The organism is Rhodococcus qingshengii JCM 15477 (assembly GCF_023221595.1).
Lineage (GTDB): Bacteria > Actinomycetota > Actinomycetes > Mycobacteriales > Mycobacteriaceae > Rhodococcus_F > Rhodococcus_F qingshengii.
Window position 1 is genome coordinate 3,153,667 of record NZ_CP096563.1, and the last position, 17,351, is coordinate 3,171,017.

A 17,351-nucleotide genomic window follows, 5' to 3' on the forward strand; every position below is an offset into this window, starting at 1 on the left:
GGTATTACCGCTGATCGCGCTTCGGGCCGTCGAATCCGTCATAGCTACGACGGTCGGTGCGGCTGCGGAAGCCGCCACCGCTGGTCGAGGCTGCACGGTTGTCGCCGCCTTCGCGGTTTCCCTGGTATCCACCGGAGGAGCGGTTGCCCTGGTAGCCGGTCGAGGGGCGGCTGTCGCGATCGCCGTACGAGCGGTTGTTGTCGCGGTTGCCCTGGTATCCACCACCGGACGAGCGGTTGCCCTGGTATCCGCCGCGGCTCTCGCCGTCGCGGCTTCCCTGGTATCCGCCCGAAGAGCGGTTGCCCTGGTAACCCGTCGACGGGCGGCTGTCGCGGTCTCCGTAGGACGGACGGCTGTCACGGTTGCCCTGGTAACCACCGCTGGAGCGATCACCCTGGTATCCACCACCGGACGAGCGGTTGCCCTGGTATCCGCCGCGGCTCTCGCCGTCGCGGTTGCCCTGGTAGCCACCCGAGGAGCGGTTTCCTTGGTATCCGGTCGAGGGGCGGCTGTCGCGGTTGCCCTGGTAACCACCACTGGAGCGATCACCCTGGTATCCGCCGCGGCTCTCGCCGTCGCGGTTGCCCTGGTAGCCACCCGAAGAACGATTGCCCTGGTATCCACCGGACGAGCGGTTGCCCTGGTAGCCGCCACGGCTTCCACCACGATCACCGAAGGAACGCTCGCCACGAGAAGAGCTCTCGCGCAACGGTTCTCCGGTCGGCTTCTTGGCGCCGGTGATGCGAGCAAGTTCAGCAGAACCCGGGGTGACGGCAACGGCTGCGGCATTGACGCCGGCCATACCGGTCAGACGCTTGAACTGACGCTTCTGGTTGGGCAGCACGATGGCGACAACGGTGCCCTTCTCGCCGGCGCGAGCGGTACGACCAGCGCGGTGCAGGTAGTCCTTGTGGTCGGCCGGGGGATCGACGTGAACGACGAGGTCGATGCCGTCGACGTGGATGCCGCGTGCTGCGACGTCCGTTGCGACGAGGACCGGGGTGCGGCCGTTCTTGAAACGCTCGAGGACGCGGGTGCGCTGGTTCTGTGCCTTGCCGCCGTGAAGCGACTCGGCAGCGATGCCGACTGCGCGGAGGCGGTCGGTGATTCCCTCGCAACCGAGCTTGGTGCGGGCGAACATGATGGTGCGTCCGTCGCGGGCACCGATCTCGGCGAGAACGGAATCCTTCTGTCCACGATCGACGAGGAGAACGTAGTGCTCCATCGTGTCGACGCTTGCGCGGCCGTCTTCGGTGGAGTGGGTGACGTGGTTGGCCAGGAACTGACGAACCAGCGACTGGACCTCACGGTCGAGGGTTGCCGAGAACAGCAGACGCTGTCCGTCTGCGGGGGTCTCACCGAGGATCGAGCGAACCTCGGGCAGAAAGCCCATGTCCGCCATCTGATCGGCTTCGTCGAGTGCGGTGATTTCCACCGAGTCGAGGATGCAGGTGCCCTGACGCAGGTGGTCGCCGAGACGACCCGGCGTTGCGACGAGGACGTCTACGCCGCGGCGAAGCTGATCGACCTGCTTGGCGAACGGCGTTCCACCGACAGCGGGGCGAACCGTGAGTCCGAGTGCTCCGGCGTAGGAGTTGAGGGAGTCGACCACCTGGAAAGCAAGCTCACGGGTGGGGACGAGCACGAGTGCGCGGGGACGCTTGGCGGCCGGGCGATCTTCGTGGCGTGAGAGGCGGGTCAGCATCGGCAGGCCGAAGGCGAGGGTCTTGCCCGATCCGGTCTGTGCGCGGCCGAGAACGTTGGTTCCGGCGAGCGCGTCCGGGATGGACTGCGCCTGGATGGGGGACGGGACGGTGATGGAGTTGCGCGCCAATGCGGCAACAAGCTGCTCGGGCAGGCCGATCTCGGCGAAGGTGATACCCGGCTCGGTGGCGACTGCTTCTTCGGCAGCGGGGGTGTTGACGGTGGGGTCTTCGATGTTCTCGGAAGACGACATTTGGACAGCGTTGGTCACGCGGAAACCTCTCCGGACTACGGGCACGTCGCGGAGCGGAAGAAGCCATGCTGAAATACACGACACAGTTCGCAAAGGGACGAGCCAGGGCACATGTCACCTGGCAATCCGAACGCATACTGCGGGGAATTGGGCTGTGTGCCGTTATATGTTGACGGACCACGATGGTGGCCGTGATCCACTCTACGCCACCGGGGACACCGAAGTCAGGTAGCCCCGCCTGTGACCTGCACTACTACACGGGGTTACGCAGGTCAAGACTCAGTATGCGTTGAAAAGCAGTCGAAGTTCGGTGAGCCAGGGCACAGCAACCGCAACCGTGGGAACAACGAGAATCGCGACCGCCCCGAGATACGCAAAAACTGCGATGCGGGGATCTGCGTCGTCGGCCGAGAGGCGCTGCACCCGGATGAGCGTCGACGGCCCGCCCGCTGCCATTGCCCCGCGGGGTGCCGTCGATCCGGCACACGCGACAAGCGCCCGCGCGAGGGGAGTGGGACCGGTAGCCCGCACGGCTGAATCGTCGGCGAGCAACTCCACCAGTAGCTGCACCGATCCCAGGGCCGACTTGCTACGAACGAAACGGGGGAACGCGTGGTTGACGGCAGTGAAAGCCTCGAGGACCAGATCGTGACGAGCTCGCAGGTGGGAACGCTCGTGCGTCAGGATGGCTTTGACCTCGGCATGATCGAGGTTCTGCAGAGTGCCTTGACTGAGAACCACGCGTTGACGCAGACCTGGCAGGCAGTATGCGATCGGTTCGTCGACGTCCAGTACCCGCAGATCGGGTGTGCGTTCCACCGACGCGGGCATGGCGCAGTCGTCGAGAAGGTCCACCAACACGCGGTGACGTGCACGGCGACGTCGGGTTCTCACAGCGACCTGGATGATCGAGAAGATCAGCTTCGCGCCGATCAGAAGCGTCAGGGCAAAAACAACCACGTACAGAATCCACAGCGGGAGCCCGAGTGCATCGATTTCGGCGGTCGGGGCCGTCGTCGGCCTACCGTCAGTGCCGGGAACGAGCAGCTGGCTGGCAATGGCCAGGCCCGAGCTGAATGCCGACAGCACCGCAGCAATTGCGACGGCTTGCCACAGAACCAACGCCGCGCGTGGAGCGCGGTAAGGCCACGTGGAGCGGCTCAGGAGTGCGGGAACCGGACCGGCCAGCAACAAGGCAAGCAGTCCGAAAACCAGTGCAGTAGTGGCGTTCATGTCCTACACATCATGCACGACGAAATCAGTTCGGCCTAGAAATTCCGGGCTGCGCAGCCTTTTTCGCGGACTCGCGCACCTCGAGGGCAGCGAGCGCTTCGCGGAGAGCATCGGCTTCGTCAGCATTGACCTGTCCCACGAAGTGGACGAGCGCCGCAGCGCGACCGCCGGACTCCGGAGCCTGGGCCAGCGCGTCGACCATCAGACTCGCGACCAGTTCTTCGCGCTTGTTGACGGGAAGATAGCGATGTGCGCGATCGTCACGCTGCTGAATCACCAGATGCTTCTTCGCCAGGCGCTGCAGAACGGTCATCACCGTCGTGTACGCCAATTCGCGATGCGTCGCGAGTGCTTCATGCACCTGTCGCACAGTTTGCGGTTCCGATGTGGACCACAAATGATCCATCACCGCGCGTTCGAGTTCACCTAGACCTGCCATTCTTCGATTCTACGGACTTCCACGACGAAATACGTACTACTGGTAGTAGTAACCACCTCGGTGGGGGTGTGGTATTGGCCATAGTGATCTGCGTGACGGTTACGGTGGTGTGAGACGACGAAAGTCCCGACAATGACGATGCCCGATAATTGCAAGCCAACAGTCGATCCGCAGAAAGTAGCCGCACGTAGATGACGATCGACAGTTCGCCGGGCACCGAAGAATCGACATCACGGGCGCGGGTAGTCACGCAGAAAGCTGCCGGCATCATCCGTTTCGGCATTCGCGACGCACCGTTGACGGTCGTTCTACTTCTCACCATGTGGATCGTGGGTGCCGCAACCGGCAGCCTCGTTCACGGACCGTCCCGCGATCTCGAGCACACGATCGGTGCCGGAATGGGCTCGATCCAGCACGGCCGCATCTGGACTCCGCTCACGTCCGTGCTGTGGGCAGGAAACCTGCTCGGGTACCTCGGCGCGACCGTGCTCCTGATCGCAGTCGCCGCACCCCTCGAACGCCGAATGGGAACGATCAAGCTTGCGATCGCCGGCGCAAGCACTCAAATCTTGGGAGTCCTGCTCGGGCTCGGCTGGGCGTCGTTTGCGAAGGTGTTCGATTCCAGTTGGGGATTCCGCCTCCACGTGGGCTCCGCGGTCGGAGCCAGTGCATGGATCGTCGGCGCTGCGATGGCCGCCAGCTCGAACATGGGCACCCTGTGGCGCCGTCGCATTCGCGTCGGAACTTTGGCGTTGACGATCACTTTGGCCTTGTTCAGTGGTCAGCTGCAAGACGTCATCCGATTCTTTGCCGCTGTGGTGGGTTTGGTGATCGGTCAGTGGATCGTCGGACGATCGGCGCGCGGTGAGCGCATCGCCGGGACACAGCGAGAGGGTCGCGTCCTGGTCGCCATCGTCGTCGCGGCGAGTGCGATCGGCCCGATGATCGCCGCATTGTCCCCGCAGGCGGTCGGCCCACTCGCGGTCCTCCGTGACCTCTTCCGCGGAGTTCCCTGGACTGTCGCCGAGGTTCGAGAACTGTGCGAGGAGTCGTCGTCGGATCCGGACTGCCGACGAGGACTCCTCGAGCTCAGACTCTCCGGTATCGGCCCGACTCTGCTCTCGCTGATGCCGTCGATCTTCGTTCTCGTGTTGAGTGACGGGCTCCGTCGTGGCCGCAGATTCGCCTGGATTGCGACAGTGTGTGCTCAGGTAGTCCTACTCGTCCTCTCGATCGGGAACTTCGTCATCAGGTTCGTCGACGCCGTCGACAGTGACAGCTTGTTCTACGGAATCAGCGATCCGAACGTGTACCGAACTCTGGTGCCGTTCCTGACACCGCTCTTCGTACTGATCCTGCTGATCGCGACACGTCGATACTTCGACGTCGCGGCCCCGGCCAAGACATACCGACGTCTCGGTGCTGCGATCGTGACCTTGCTCGCGGTCCTCGCCGTGATCTACGTCGGCGGCGGAATGCTCGCCAGGCACGGGTTCGATCGCGAGCCCACCGTAACGATGTTGCTCGCGGACTTCCCTCAGCGCCTTGTACCGCCCGTGTACCTGCAGTTGATCGATCCGCGTCTGCTTCCCGTGGACATCGAGTCGACGTTGCTCTTCGAGTGGACCGGCGTCGTGTTCTGGGGCGTCGCCGCCGTGTTGGTGTTCGTGAGTTTCCTCAAGCCGGTCAAGACCGCCGATCCCAAAGCCGCCGAACGAGCGCGATCCATGTTGATCGCCGGTACCGGCAGCCCGTTGTCCTGGATGACGACGTGGAAGGGAAACACATACTGGTTCAGCGCGGACGGTTCGAGTTACGTCGCGTATCGCGTCATCGCCGGTGTTGCTCTCACAACCGGTGATCCGGTCGGTCCTCCAGATCGCATGCGCACGGCGATCGAGGAGTTTGCCGAGTTCGCTTCGTCGAACGGTTGGATTCCCTGCTTCTATTCAGTGACCGACGACGCCCGAAGCATCACTGATTCCATGGGCTGGAGCGGCCTGCAGGTCGCCGAGGAAACCGTGCTCGACCTCGGACAGGTCGCGTTCACAGGAAAGCGGTTCCAGGATGTGCGAACAGCACTGAACCGGGCGAAGAAGTCCGGGATCACGGCCGAGTGGATTTCCTTCCCTCATGCACCTCTCACGATCAAGGATCAGATAGTTGCGATCTCGGAGGAATGGGTGGCGGACAAGGGGATGCCCGAGATGGGATTCACCCTCGGCGGACTCGACGAGGTCGACGACGAACAAGTGCGGTGCCTGATCGCCGTCGACGAGGATCGCACCGTGCACGGTGTCACGTCGTGGCTACCGGTGTACCGCGACGGCAAAGTCGTCGGGTGGACACTCGACTTCATGAGGCGACGCTCCGAAGGATTCCGTCCCGCGATGGAGTTCCTCATCGCCTCCGCTGCACTGAAATTGGAGGAGGAGGGCGTCGAGTTCCTCAGTCTGTCCGGTGCACCGTTGGCAACAATCGCCGGTGATTCCGAGAGGAATGCGAACGAACCGGAGGCCACGACTTTCTCGGCGATGATGGACAGCGTGCTCGACCTACTCGGTCGCACCCTGGAACCGGTCTACGGATTTCGTTCGCTGTTGGCCTTCAAATCGAAGTTCCAGCCTCGGTACGTGCCGATGCACATGACCTTCGCCGATCCAGCCGCGTTGCCGAGCATCGGGAACGCGGTCGGACGGGCGTACCTGCCGACCGTGACGATCGGTCAAGGATTCAAACTTGTTCGGACGATTCTGGGTCGCTGATTCGCGATCGTCACGCAGGCTTTGCCGGCCCGCCGACGGCGCCGAACACGTGCCGGGTACCGATCGGAACGATCAGCGGCCGATCCGAGACGGGATCGTCGATGACCGCAGCTTCGAGACCGAATACGTCGAGCAGAAGTTCCGCGGAAATGATCTCTTTGGGGACGCCCGAAGCGACGACGGCGCCGTCGCGCATCACGATCAGATGATCGCTGTATCTGACCGCGAGATTGAGGTCGTGCAGCACCATCACCACGGTGCGCCCCATTTCCTCGTGGAGTTGATCCACCAGGTCGAGGACTTCCATCGAGTGCGCGAGGTCCAGATAGGTAGTCGGTTCGTCGAGAAGCAGAATGTCGGTTCCCTGGGCGAGAGCCATCGAGATCCAGGCTCGCTGGCGCTGACCGCCGGACAATTGATCGACAGGTCGATCGGCGAGATCCGAGACACCGGTCAGCTCCAGCGCTTCGGCGACCTCGCCCTCGTCGTCCGCGGACCACTGCCTGATCCACGACTGGTGCGGGTGGCGCCCACGTGAGACCAGATCGGCGACGGTGAGTCCTTCGGGCGCAACTGGAGTCTGGGGGAGCATTCCGAGCACCCGTGCGACTTCCTTGGTCTTCATCGAACTGATCGCCTTGCCGTCCAGGACAACCGATCCGCCCTTGGGCTTGAGCAGACGACCGAGCGCACGCAGGAGCGTCGACTTGCCGCAACCATTGGGGCCGATGACCGTCGTGATCACGCCGGTAGGGATCTCGAGATCGAGTCCGTCGACGATGATGCGGTCCCCGTACCCGAGCGTCAGGTTCTTGGCGACGAGACGCGAAGGAGTATCGGTGGACTGGGCGATGGTGGTCATGCTGTGACCTTCCGATTGTTACGAACCAACAGGTAGAGCAGGAACGGACCACCAAGTGCGGAAGTCACGATTCCGACGGGGAGTTCCACAGGCAGAATTGTTCGAGCGATGACGTCGCTGCCGACCACCAGTACAGCACCGGTCAGCGCGGACGCCACGATGGGCGGGCCGGCAGAGCGCACCAGACGCATAGCGACCTGTGGCGCAGCCAGGGCGACAAAGCCGACCGGACCTGCTGCGGCGGTTGCGATGGCGGCCAGCGCCACGGCGGAGAGCAACAGTTTGGCCTGCGATGATTGCAAGCGAACACCGAGAGAGGTGGCGTTGTCGTCGCCCAACCGCAGCGCTCCCATGGTGAACGAAGCGATCACCGCGTAGCCGCCGACTACCGCGACAGCGATGGCTACCGGCCACATCTGATTCCAGGTGGCACCGTTGAGCGAACCGTTGAGCCACACCTGTGCGCGGGAAGCATCGTTGATGTCCGCCGAGATGAGAAGCCATCCCGTCGCTGCCACGAGCATGGCGTTGATGCCGATGCCGATCAGGATGAGGCGGAATCCCTCGACGCCTTTTCGCCATGCCAGGGCGTAGATCACCACAGCTGTCAGCAGACCGCCACACAGTGCAGCCAACGGAATCCCCAGTGTGGCAAGCAGTCCCACGAACGACCCGCCACCGCCGAGCACGATGAGAGCAACCGCGGCAGCACTCGATCCGGCCGTGATTCCGAGGATGTCGGGGCTGGCGAGGGCGTTGCGAGCGATCGTCTGGGTGACCGCACCGGCAATGCCGAGTGCCATACCGATGAAGAGTGCGGTGAGCGATCGAGGAAGTCGGAGGTCGAAGACGATCAGGTTCTGTGTCTTGCTTCCATTACCGAGCAGGACGGAAATGACATCGGGGATCGAGATCGGATAGTCGCCGCGTCCGATGTTGATGCAGAGCAGAAGGAAGAGTGCGACCGCGAGCGCAATGCACACCGACACTGCGAGTGGACGGTAGACCAGCGAGAATCCACCGATACGAATCGACTTACGTGAGGGGACGGTCCGGGGGAGTACCCGGAGTTCTTGCTTGAGCGTCACAGACTTGCCAACTTCCTGCGGCGTACGAGAGCGATGAAGAACGGGGCGCCGAAGAGGGCCAGGATGATTCCGACCTGCAACTCGCCGGGGCGCACGACTACGCGACCGATGATGTCCGCGGTGATCAGCATGACCGCACCGAGCAAGCCCGCGTACGGGACCAGCCAGCGGTAGTCGGGTCCGGTGATGGCCCGGGCCACGTGGGGGACCACCAATCCGATGAACGCGATAGGTCCACACGCTGCGGTCGCGGCGCCGGTCAGCAGGGTGATCGCGATGATGCCGAGTGTGCGACTGAACGCGATGTTCGTTCCCAACGCTTTTGCGACGTCTTCACCCAGGCTGAGGACATTGAGACCAGGCGTACTTGCCAAGGCGATGACCAATCCGAGTATCAGGAAGGGGAGGACCTGCCAGAGGACGTCGAACCCGCGACCGGACACCGACCCGACTACCCAGAAACGGTAGGCGTCCAGGCTCGTCTGGTCGAGGATTATCACGGCGTTGGTCATGGCTTGCAGGAAGAACGCGACGGCCGCGCCCGCCAGAGCCAGACTCAGAGGACTCGCGCCGCCGTTTCCGATGGAGGACAAGCCGAAGACGACGATGCTGGCGACGAACGATCCTGCAAACGCGAACCAGAGGTACTGACTCGGTGCGGTGAAGCCGAAGAGATAGATCGCCATGACTACGAAGAAAGCCGCGCCGGCGTTGAGGCCGAGTAGTCCGGCATCTGCCAACGGGTTACGCGTGTGTCCCTGAATCAGGGCGCCGGCGATACCGAGTGCGATGCCGACGACAAGACCCAGGATGGTCCGCGGAGCGCGCAACGTTCGCACGATGATGTCCGTCTGGGTGCCGTCCGAACTGAAGATGGCGTGGAAGATCTCGGCAAACGTCAGCGGACGTGCGCCCACCGCGATGCTCGCGAGCATGACGAGCGCGAGAAGAACCGTGAGCACCGCGAGACCGATCAGCCGGCGTCGACGAGTTGCCCCGACGCTGTTGTCGCGCGCGAGTTCCTCGAACCCTTCTTCGCGCGCCGTGCTTTCACGGACCACCTCGATACCGGTTCGATCGAACGGCCTGCGCAGAGCCCGGCGAACACCGATGGGCTGCTTTGTCTTCGCGTCACGCGTGACCAGACCTACCCATCCCTTTCCCGAGGTCCGGCCTGTGGCACCTTCGCGGAATCCCAGGTTCCACACGAGGAGACCAACGGCAATGGCTATTGCCGTCCCACCGAATACTGCGCGGTCGGCTTCGCCGCCACCGTTCTCGTCTCGGAGCGACTGAACGACGTACCAGCCGACGAGCAACGGAAGCAGGAACACCCCCGCGTCGAAAATCCCAGCTAGAACACGCATTCGGACAGGAGCCGGGCCGCGCGGCACTATGCGCCGTCCGTACGTCTCGCTGGGTCCTCGGGGATGTCCGTTCCCGAGCGGTTTGATCATCGTCACTGGCGGTTCGAGCTCCTGGTCTTTGTGCGCAGGGAATTCGCATCTTAGGTTACGGAACCCTATGTGGGTGTGCTCCCTGCGGGGCAAGTTCCTGTGAATATGCGGTGCCCAGCGTCACAGTTCTTTACTCTTGAATTATGGTGAGGCTAACCTACATTAAGAACCACAAGACAACTTCGGCCGATTGGAGTGCACGGTGACAATCACCTTGACCACCCAGCATGCGGATGTTCGTGAATTCGAACTCCGGTCGAACGCATTGAGCCGCACCAGCGTTCGCCTACGAGCACTCAACCCTGACTACCCGCGCGTCTACGCGGTTGCCGCCATGTCAGGTGAAGGCAAACGGCGTTGGTGGCAGTTGAGTGAAGGCTTGTGCGGGGATCGGGTGCATCAGATGTTCGCCCGCTCGCTCCAGGATCTCGACAGTGCCGAAGCTGCGGCGATACAGGTCGCAACATCACTGATTCACGCTGTGGTCGGTAGGGTTGCCGCATCGATCGTCTCCGCAGGTGCCGCTTGGGATCCAGGCCTCGAGAACCTGTTCATCCACATGGACAGCGACGGCGGTATCGACTGGGCCGGGGTGATCGACGAAACTCTGCGAGTTGCGCCGAACGGACGGGAGTCCGGCAGTGACGGCGTCGTCGACATGCCATGCGAAGAAGCGCTCCTCGTCTGGACCGCGCACCGTTGCCTGACCTCGCTACGGGCGATCTACGACGCCGTCTCCAGGTGTGCGCCCGTCGACCAGTTCAGATTCTGGGGCTTGGTAGGGGAGTCGATCCTGGGCGCAGCGGCATATGTCCCCATCTTGGCCGGCGGGGGCGAATCAGCCGCTCAGCGCCGCGGGCAGGGGCTGCTGGACGCTTTTGTCGCCGCAGGGCTGCCCGTGCGTGCACGCCGCAAGGTCTCGCTGCGTCCTCGTTGGAACCAGTTCGACGAAGGGCTTGCTAAATTAGGTCAGCCTTGCCTATGATTGTGGAACACCACGCGGAGAGTTACATCCCGCGAGAGTGACGAAACTGCCGGACCGCGCCGGAGTCCTGAGGGCTGCAGAGACTCCCGGTCCTTCCCACGGCGGGTTTCACATCGAATGATGTGAAACCCGCCGGTTCTTTTTCCAGACCTGATTCCAAGCTCGAGTTACCTCTCGTGTAATCAGGTAGGGAGTGGCAGCCACACCGGCGCCAGAGAATCACAGATGGAGATGGCATGGTCGACACTGCTGAGACCGCAGAGATGATGAAACGGCTCGGAACGGGCTTCGACGCCACCATCGGCCTGGAATACACCGAACTGAGCCCAGATCGCGTGCGGGCGCAATGGACCGTCAAGCCCACGCTGCACCAGCCCGCCGGGATACAGCACGGGGGTGTGTACTGCTCGGTGGTGGAGTCTCTCGCCAGCGTCGGTGGCACCGTGTGGCTGGGCGAGCGAGGACACGTGGTCGGAGTCAACAACAACACGGACTTCCTGCGCGCAACGCGGGAGGGCACTCTCACCGCTGAAGCCACCCCGATTCATCGCGGACGCACCCAGCAACTCTGGGAAGTTCGCATCACCGACGAGAACGACCGACTCGTTTCCAAGGGACAGGTTCGCCTCGCGAACATCACCGAGGTGGCGAAGATCGGAAACTGACCACGCGGCAGTCGATCGAATGACGGAGGGCGGCTGCGGAGTTGAACTCCACAGCCGCCCTCCGCCGGTCACTCAGGTGTTGATCAGCCGGCGGCCTTCTGCTGCTTGCCGGCAGCCTTCTTGGCTTCGCCATTCGAAGCGCTGCCGGACTCCGTCGCTTCCTTGTTTTTCTTCTCCAATTCGCCCATCGCGTTTCGCGCGAAGACCTGCTGCTCGGTGGACGCCATCTGAGCACGGCCACGCCCGAAGAACGTCACCGCCCATGACAACAGCGTCGAGGCACGGGAACGGAATCCGACGAGGTAGAGGAGGTGAATTGCCAGCCAGGCAACCCACCCGATGAAGCCGCTGATCTCGAGCTTGCCCACCTTGGCTACCGCGCTGAAGCGCGAGATCGTTGCCATACTTCCCTTGTCGAAGTACTTGAACGGAACTCGTTCCGACGGGGACTTGCCGTCCAGTGACGCTTTGATCTGCTTGGCCGCGTACTTGCCACCCTGCATGGCAACCTGAGCCAATCCGGGCAGCTTGTCGAGCGACATCATGTCGCCGATGACAAAGACGTTGGGGTGCCCGGGCAGAGACAAGTCGGGATTGACCATGACGCGGCCAGCGCGGTCGGTTTCTCCGCCGCTCTGTTCTGCGAGCTGCTTGCCGAGGGGGCTGGCCTGCACGCCGGCGGACCACACCTTGCACTGCGACTCGATACGGCGAAGCGTGCCGTCCTTCTCCTTGATGATCAGACCGTCGTTGTCCACGTCGGTGACCATCGCGTCGAGCTGGATCTCGACGCCGAGCTTCTCGAGCGTCTCGGCAGCCTTGCGGCTGAGCTTCCCGCCGTACACGGGCAACACGGCAGGGGCGCCGTCGAGGAGCACGACGCGCGCTTCACGAGGATCGATCTTGCGGAACGCGCCGTCCAGCGTTCGACGGGAAAGCTCGGCGATCTGCCCGGCCAACTCCACGCCGGTGGGGCCGGCGCCGACAACGACGAAGGTGAGCAAGCGCGCACGCTCGGCGGGATCGTCCGACAGTTCGGCCTGTTCGAAGGCCCCGAGGATTCGTCCGCGCAGTTCGAGGGCGTCGTCGATCGTTTTCATTCCGGGGGCGAACTCCGCGAACTGGTCGTTGCCGAAGTACGACTGACCGGCACCGGCTGCCACGATCAGACTGTCGAACGGCGTAACAGTGACGCGTTCGAGCAGGCGCGAGGTCACGGTCTGATTCTCGAGATCAATGGTCTCGACCTCACCGAGCAGTACCTGTGCGTTCTTCTGCTTGCGCAGCACCAGTCTCGTGGCGGGAGCGATGTCACCGACCGAGAGGATGCCGGTCGCAACCTGATAGAGGAGCGGCTGAAACAGATGGTGGGTTGTACGCGCGATCATCGTGATGTCGGCATCGGCTTTTTTGAGAGCCTGAGTGCCGAACAATCCTCCGAAGCCGGAACCAATCACCACTACGCGGTGGCGGTGCGGTTCAACCGACTGGATGCTCATTCCGTACTCCTCGAGTTCTAGGCGACAGTCCTACGGTAGTCCCACCGCGGCCGAGCTTCTCTGCGAGCAGTCCGACGCGCGCCGGTGTGTCCGAATCGATCAAGCGGCCTCGAGGGTGATCACTCCCGAGGTGATCGGCTTGGCCGGACCCCGGGGTGATCACCACTTTGTCGAGGTGTCGGCTACTGGCGGACGGACAAGATGAACAGTGCGATGCATCCGCCGACGAAAACCAGGATCGACAGGGCCACCGAGGCATACCCGACACCCACTCCAATTGCTGCCCAGTCCATGTGCACAACCTCTCTTACGGTGTAATCCGGGATTCAGATCACATCTGCCTAGAGACATCACACCTCATCTGTCCCAACTTTCGAAACCCGGCACGCCCAAGCGTTGACATGCAAGTAAATGCTTGCATATTGTGAAGTTGTGAACGACCGGATGAATGCAGCCTTCAAAGCACTGGCCGATCCCACACGAAGGCTTCTCCTGGACCGCTTGTTCGTAGCCAACGGTCAGTCGCTCGGTGAGCTGTGCGACAGCCTCGACATGAGTCGGCAAGCTGTCACTCAACACCTCACCATGCTCGAGGACGCCAATCTGATCAGCACGGTCCGACAGGGGAGGGCAAAGCTTCACTATCTCAATCCCGTTGCGCTCGAGGAGATTCGAGAGCGATGGATCAACAAGTTCGAGGTACCGCGCCTTCGTGCGCTCAGTACCGTCAAAAAAATCGCGGAGGAAGCCATGACCGACAAGCCCAGTTTTGTGTACGTCACCTACATTGCGAGCACGGCGGACAACGTCTGGAAAGCGCTCACCGACGCACAGGCCACCGCAGAGTATTGGGGACACAGCAACGTCTCCGACTGGCAGCCGGGATCGACGTGGGAGCACCGCCGGATCGACGGTTCGAACATCGCCGATGTAGTCGGCACCGTAATCGAGAGCAACCCTCCGTCGAGGTTGGTCACCACCTGGTCTGATCCGAACGGCGAACCGGGCGTCGACATCTCGCGGGTGAGTTTCGACATCGAAGCCTTCGGCGCGATCGTGCGACTGACCGTCAAGCACACCGATTTGGCGGACGAATCGGCTCGCATGGAGGTGGCCGGCGGATGGTCGGCGGTGCTGTCGAATCTGAAGTCCTACCTCGAGACCGGAAATACTCTTCCGGTGGCGCCGTGGGAGATGCCGGTCGGTTGACGGTTGTCGACCGGGACAAACGAGTCCCCTGAACAGGAGGAGATCGCCGTACGTTTGTCCGAACAGTCGGCCCAGTCCGGACTCAAATTCGCATAACCGTCAAATATCGGCGCGTTCAGTCTGTAAAGTTGCCAGAAGGATGCTAGCGTTTTGCCCGACATCGAGTGAGGACGACCTCGTCTCGGACGCATGGGAGAAACGCTATGGGCGGCGACGCTTTTCAGAATGTTCCAGTTGATCGACGCAAGTTCGTCAAGACAGTTCTAGCGGCCTCGGCGGTAACTGTGCCAGTCGTGACGTCGATCAGCCTCGGTGGTGCGGCGCCGGCCTTCGCAGCCGGTGACACGCCGAATCTTTCCGGAGCGCCAAGTCGTGGCCAGCAGAATCCGAATCAACCAGGCGGCGAGCAACCAGGCGGGAATCAACCCGGTGGTAATACTCCGGGAGGGAATCAGCCGGGCGGAAACGAGCCGGGCAATCCCGGATCATCGGGAAGTTCGGGATCGTCAGGAAGTTCGGGTAGTTCCGGGAGTTCGGGACCGTCCGGAAGTTCCACAGGTTCCGGATCAACCGGTAGCTCGTCAGGTTCGGGTGGAACGACGACCGCCAAACCCACCGGGCCGACAGCGCCGACGGAGCCGACCGTCCCGACTGTGCCAACCGTACCGACGGTGCCGACCACTCGCACCGAGCCGACCTTCCCGACCCCTCCGACCCAGCCGACAAATCCCACGGAACCTACGTAGCCGACACGACGCGACTGGTTCCGAGGGGGAACACCGACGATGACAGAGTTCGACGTCGCGCTACACCGCGCTCTGAAGAAGTTTCAGAGCGCGGGGTCAGTTCAGGTGAAGGAGACTCCGCCACACGGAGAACCGGCCGATCTGACTGTCGCGATCGCAACCTACGACGATTTCGACGGCGCGTACTTCACGATCCACTCGATCTTGGTCCATCATCGCGAGATTCTGGACAGAGTCGAATTCGTCTTGTTGGACAACAACCCCGAGGGGTTGCCGGCGCCGATGCTCGAATCGTTTGCGGGGTATATCGATCGGTTCCGCTACATCCCGTTCACCGACGTTCGATCGACTGCGGTGCGGGACGTCCTGTTCCGCAAGGCCACCGGAAAGTATGTCCTTGTCCTCGACTCTCACGTGATCTTGGCACCGGGATCGTTGTCGGCGTTGCTGGCGTATTTCGATGCGGACCCGGAAACCGACGATCTGATCCAGGGACCGATGCTCTCCCAGGATTCCTCGCACATCGCGGCCACCCACATGGACCCCAAGTGGCGCAACGGGATGTTCGGCTCGTGGGGAGTTGATCCGCGAGCGAAGCAACACCCTGACGTGCCTTTCGAGATCGTCATGCAGGGCCTCGGCTCATTTGCCTGCAGGCGTGAGGCATGGCCGGGATTGAACTCGCACTTCACCGGATTCGGCGGTGAAGAGGGATACATCCACGAGAAGTTCCGGATCAACGGCGGAAAGGTCGTCTGCCTTCCGACATTTGGTTGGCATCATCGATTCGAGCGCCCGGCCGGTGTCCCGTATCGAATAAACTGGGAAGATCGTGTTCACAATTACCTGCTCGGTTGGAGTGAGGTCGGATGGGATCTCGACTCACTCCATCGTCAGTTCTCCAGGTACCTCGGTGATTCGTATCCCGAGATTCGTCGCCGTGCCGAGCTGAGCGTCCAGCGACCCGAGTTGGTCTTCGGTGGGGTGGTCGTTCTCAGCGACGACGGCCGAGTCGCTCCGTGGCGTTCATGCCTGGCGGAGGCCGAGTCGATCGAACTGACCGTTCACCGTGCCATTCCGGCGGAGGACGACGGTCCGGATGGGTGGAGGACGGTCTCTGCGTTCGTCGCCGGACTCGACAAGGCAATTCTGCTGGGCTGGAAGTCGGTGGTTTTTCTGGACGAGGCGCGCGTGATCGAACCCGCGGTTATGTACAAGCTACGGAACATCGTCGACGACCTCCCCGCCGAAGCCGATACGGCTGTCATCCACGCACACGGCGAAGATCTGGTCGGAGCTGCACTGATTGTTCGCGCGGCGACATACGGAACTTTGCGAGACGAACTCTCACGAAGGATCAACGGACCCGTGCCGTCCGACTTCTCACTGGCGGCTTATCTGCTCGAGCGAGGCGCAGTCGACGTTGTGCTCGATCGCCCACTGTCGCCTGTCCGAGTAGGGGGAGAACCCAACCCCGTTGTCGAGGATTCTCAGTCGGACCTCGGTGTTGCCGTCGTGAATCTCGATCTTGACATCGACAGATGGAAAGCGTCCTGGCATAGATTCATTCGCTTACCGCGCGTAACAGCGGTGGAAAGAGTGTCGGCTTTCGAGGACGCGATGAATCAGGACGCGGCCTTCACCGTCTCGTGGCGTCGTGCGCTCGCTCGGGCGACTGAGAAGGGCTGGGATTCGGTCCTCATCGCCGCTGACGACGTCAGTTTGCTGGATGCCGCCGCATCGATCCTTGGCCATGCCCGCGAAGAGTTGGATCACGGCGATTGGGATGTCGTCCACCTCGGACACGACCCGAAATCGAGGGACGGAGCTCTGCTCGACGGTTCGGCACTCTTGCGCACCAGTCCTGAGAACCGTGGAGTCCACGCCGTTCTCGTACATTCGCGCGCCTTCGAGCAAATTCTCGATGAGATTGCGGATCCGGAGTCAGATCCCGCAGCATTCGGACAATGGGCGGGTCACTACCGAACTCTGGGCGACTACCTGGTGGATGCGAGTGCCGGGGGAGCGCTCACGTGCCTGACGCTGTCGCCCGGCATCGCCTCCACACGCAGCCTGATTCGTTCGGGCGCAATCGAATCCGAATACTCACGACGCTTCGCACTGTGAGACCACCACCAAAACGAAATCGGATTCGCTGAATCAAGGAGATATCTTGACCGAACTACTCGAAGGTGTGAGACCGCAACGCTCTCAGACGGTGGAGAGCAACGATCTCACCGACGGTGTTGTGCTGTACGACAGTTCCAGCGAGGTTGCCCATCACCTCAACCCGGTCGCGACGTTGGTGTGGGAACTGTGTGACGGCCGGACCGTCAGCGAAATTGTCCAGGCCGTGGCAGAAGTGCTCGAGATCCCTGACGACGAGGCGAAGTCGGTAGTCAACGAGACGTACGGACAGCTGAGCACCTCTCGTCTGCTGGTGTGA

14 protein-coding genes are annotated in these 17,351 nt (G+C 62.3%); 6 read left to right on the top strand and 8 right to left on the bottom strand.

The genetic code is table 11. The features are described 5' to 3' along the window. Window positions 1–4: 4 nt before the first annotated feature. The 3 genes from M0639_RS14520 to M0639_RS14530 form a co-directional block, all read right to left on the bottom strand. Window positions 5–1,975 carry a DEAD/DEAH box helicase gene (locus tag M0639_RS14520; protein WP_007730907.1) on the bottom strand — a complete coding sequence of 657 codons (1,971 nt, stop codon included), beginning with the start codon at window positions 1,973–1,975 and terminating at the stop codon, window positions 5–7. A gap of 261 nt (window positions 1,976–2,236) precedes the next feature. Then, window positions 2,237–3,190 carry a M56 family metallopeptidase gene (locus M0639_RS14525; RefSeq protein ID WP_007730909.1) on the bottom strand — a complete coding sequence of 318 codons (954 nt, stop codon included), beginning with the start codon at window positions 3,188–3,190 and terminating at the stop codon, window positions 2,237–2,239. Window positions 3,191–3,215: 25 nt separating this feature from the next. Continuing rightward, window positions 3,216–3,629, bottom strand: a complete 414-nt coding sequence (locus tag M0639_RS14530) for a BlaI/MecI/CopY family transcriptional regulator (RefSeq protein ID WP_003944876.1) — start codon at window positions 3,627–3,629, stop codon at window positions 3,216–3,218. Between the two features lie 191 nt (window positions 3,630–3,820). Between M0639_RS14530 and M0639_RS14535 the strand changes: the two genes are divergently transcribed. Further along, a complete protein-coding gene (locus tag M0639_RS14535; RefSeq protein ID WP_064075305.1) occupies window positions 3,821–6,394 on the top strand; it encodes a bifunctional lysylphosphatidylglycerol flippase/synthetase MprF in 2,574 nt (857 codons plus the stop codon). Window positions 6,395–6,404: 10 nt separating this feature from the next. Here the strand turns inward: M0639_RS14535 and M0639_RS14540 are convergent, their stop codons facing one another. Genes M0639_RS14540 through M0639_RS14550 form a run of 3 tightly spaced genes read right to left on the bottom strand, consistent with a single transcriptional unit; the run spans window position 6,405 to window position 9,801 of the window. Further along, window positions 6,405–7,256, bottom strand: coding sequence for an ABC transporter ATP-binding protein (locus tag M0639_RS14540; RefSeq protein ID WP_064075304.1), 852 nt, complete (start codon window positions 7,254–7,256; stop codon window positions 6,405–6,407). Beyond that, on the bottom strand, window positions 7,253–8,344 hold the full coding sequence (locus M0639_RS14545) for a FecCD family ABC transporter permease (RefSeq protein ID WP_003944960.1): 1,092 nt from the start codon (window positions 8,342–8,344) through the stop codon (window positions 7,253–7,255). The genes M0639_RS14540 and M0639_RS14545 overlap by 4 nt, the downstream gene beginning before the upstream one ends. Next, window positions 8,341–9,801 carry a FecCD family ABC transporter permease gene (locus M0639_RS14550; RefSeq protein WP_073512408.1) on the bottom strand — a complete coding sequence of 487 codons (1,461 nt, stop codon included), beginning with the start codon at window positions 9,799–9,801 and terminating at the stop codon, window positions 8,341–8,343. Before M0639_RS14550 ends, M0639_RS14545 begins: the two co-directional genes overlap by 4 nt. A 202-nt stretch (window positions 9,802–10,003) precedes the next feature. On the opposite strand from M0639_RS14550, the gene M0639_RS14555 reads away from it, so the two are divergent. Further along, window positions 10,004–10,786, top strand: a complete 783-nt coding sequence (locus tag M0639_RS14555; protein WP_064075303.1) for a hypothetical protein — start codon at window positions 10,004–10,006, stop codon at window positions 10,784–10,786. Window positions 10,787–11,022: 236 nt separating this feature from the next. Next, on the top strand, window positions 11,023–11,451 hold the full coding sequence (locus tag M0639_RS14560) for a PaaI family thioesterase (RefSeq protein ID WP_003945020.1): 429 nt from the start codon (window positions 11,023–11,025) through the stop codon (window positions 11,449–11,451). 83 nt (window positions 11,452–11,534) lie between these two features. Here M0639_RS14560 and M0639_RS14565 read toward each other — a convergent pair whose 3' ends face one another. Further along, window positions 11,535–12,950 (bottom strand): NAD(P)/FAD-dependent oxidoreductase, encoded by a 1,416-nt coding sequence (locus M0639_RS14565; protein WP_003944885.1) that lies wholly within the window; start codon window positions 12,948–12,950, stop codon window positions 11,535–11,537. A gap of 411 nt (window positions 12,951–13,361) precedes the next feature. On the opposite strand from M0639_RS14565, the gene M0639_RS14570 reads away from it, so the two are divergent. After that, window positions 13,362–14,159 carry an ArsR/SmtB family transcription factor gene (locus tag M0639_RS14570; RefSeq protein WP_003944985.1) on the top strand — a complete coding sequence of 266 codons (798 nt, stop codon included), beginning with the start codon at window positions 13,362–13,364 and terminating at the stop codon, window positions 14,157–14,159. Window positions 14,160–14,610: 451 nt separating this feature from the next. Here the strand turns inward: M0639_RS14570 and M0639_RS14575 are convergent, their stop codons facing one another. Beyond that, window positions 14,611–14,892 (bottom strand): hypothetical protein, encoded by a 282-nt coding sequence (locus M0639_RS14575; protein ID WP_042450929.1) that lies wholly within the window; start codon window positions 14,890–14,892, stop codon window positions 14,611–14,613. Window positions 14,893–14,944: 52 nt separating this feature from the next. On the opposite strand from M0639_RS14575, the gene M0639_RS14580 reads away from it, so the two are divergent. Together M0639_RS14580 and M0639_RS14585 are read left to right on the top strand one after the other, a co-directional pair. Next, window positions 14,945–17,032, top strand: coding sequence for a glycosyltransferase (locus M0639_RS14580; protein WP_064075302.1), 2,088 nt, complete (start codon window positions 14,945–14,947; stop codon window positions 17,030–17,032). A gap of 46 nt (window positions 17,033–17,078) precedes the next feature. Continuing rightward, window positions 17,079–17,351, top strand: a complete 273-nt coding sequence (locus tag M0639_RS14585) for a PqqD family protein (protein WP_007732082.1) — start codon at window positions 17,079–17,081, stop codon at window positions 17,349–17,351.

Coding starts and splice junctions, on each gene's coding strand:
- M0639_RS14580 (WP_064075302.1), top strand. CDS start 14,945: ATGACAGAGTTCGACGTCGCGCTACACCGCGCTCTGAAGAAGTTTCAG.
- M0639_RS14570 (WP_003944985.1), top strand. CDS start 13,362: ATGCTTGCATATTGTGAAGTTGTGAACGACCGGATGAATGCAGCCTTC.
- M0639_RS14530 (WP_003944876.1), bottom strand. CDS start 3,629: ATGGCAGGTCTAGGTGAACTCGAACGCGCGGTGATGGATCATTTGTGG.
- M0639_RS14565 (WP_003944885.1), bottom strand. CDS start 12,950: ATGAGCATCCAGTCGGTTGAACCGCACCGCCACCGCGTAGTGGTGATT.
- M0639_RS14560 (WP_003945020.1), top strand. CDS start 11,023: ATGGTCGACACTGCTGAGACCGCAGAGATGATGAAACGGCTCGGAACG.
- M0639_RS14550 (WP_073512408.1), bottom strand. CDS start 9,801: ATGATCAAACCGCTCGGGAACGGACATCCCCGAGGACCCAGCGAGACG.
- M0639_RS14535 (WP_064075305.1), top strand. CDS start 3,821: ATGACGATCGACAGTTCGCCGGGCACCGAAGAATCGACATCACGGGCG.
- M0639_RS14525 (WP_007730909.1), bottom strand. CDS start 3,190: ATGAACGCCACTACTGCACTGGTTTTCGGACTGCTTGCCTTGTTGCTG.
- M0639_RS14540 (WP_064075304.1), bottom strand. CDS start 7,256: ATGACCACCATCGCCCAGTCCACCGATACTCCTTCGCGTCTCGTCGCC.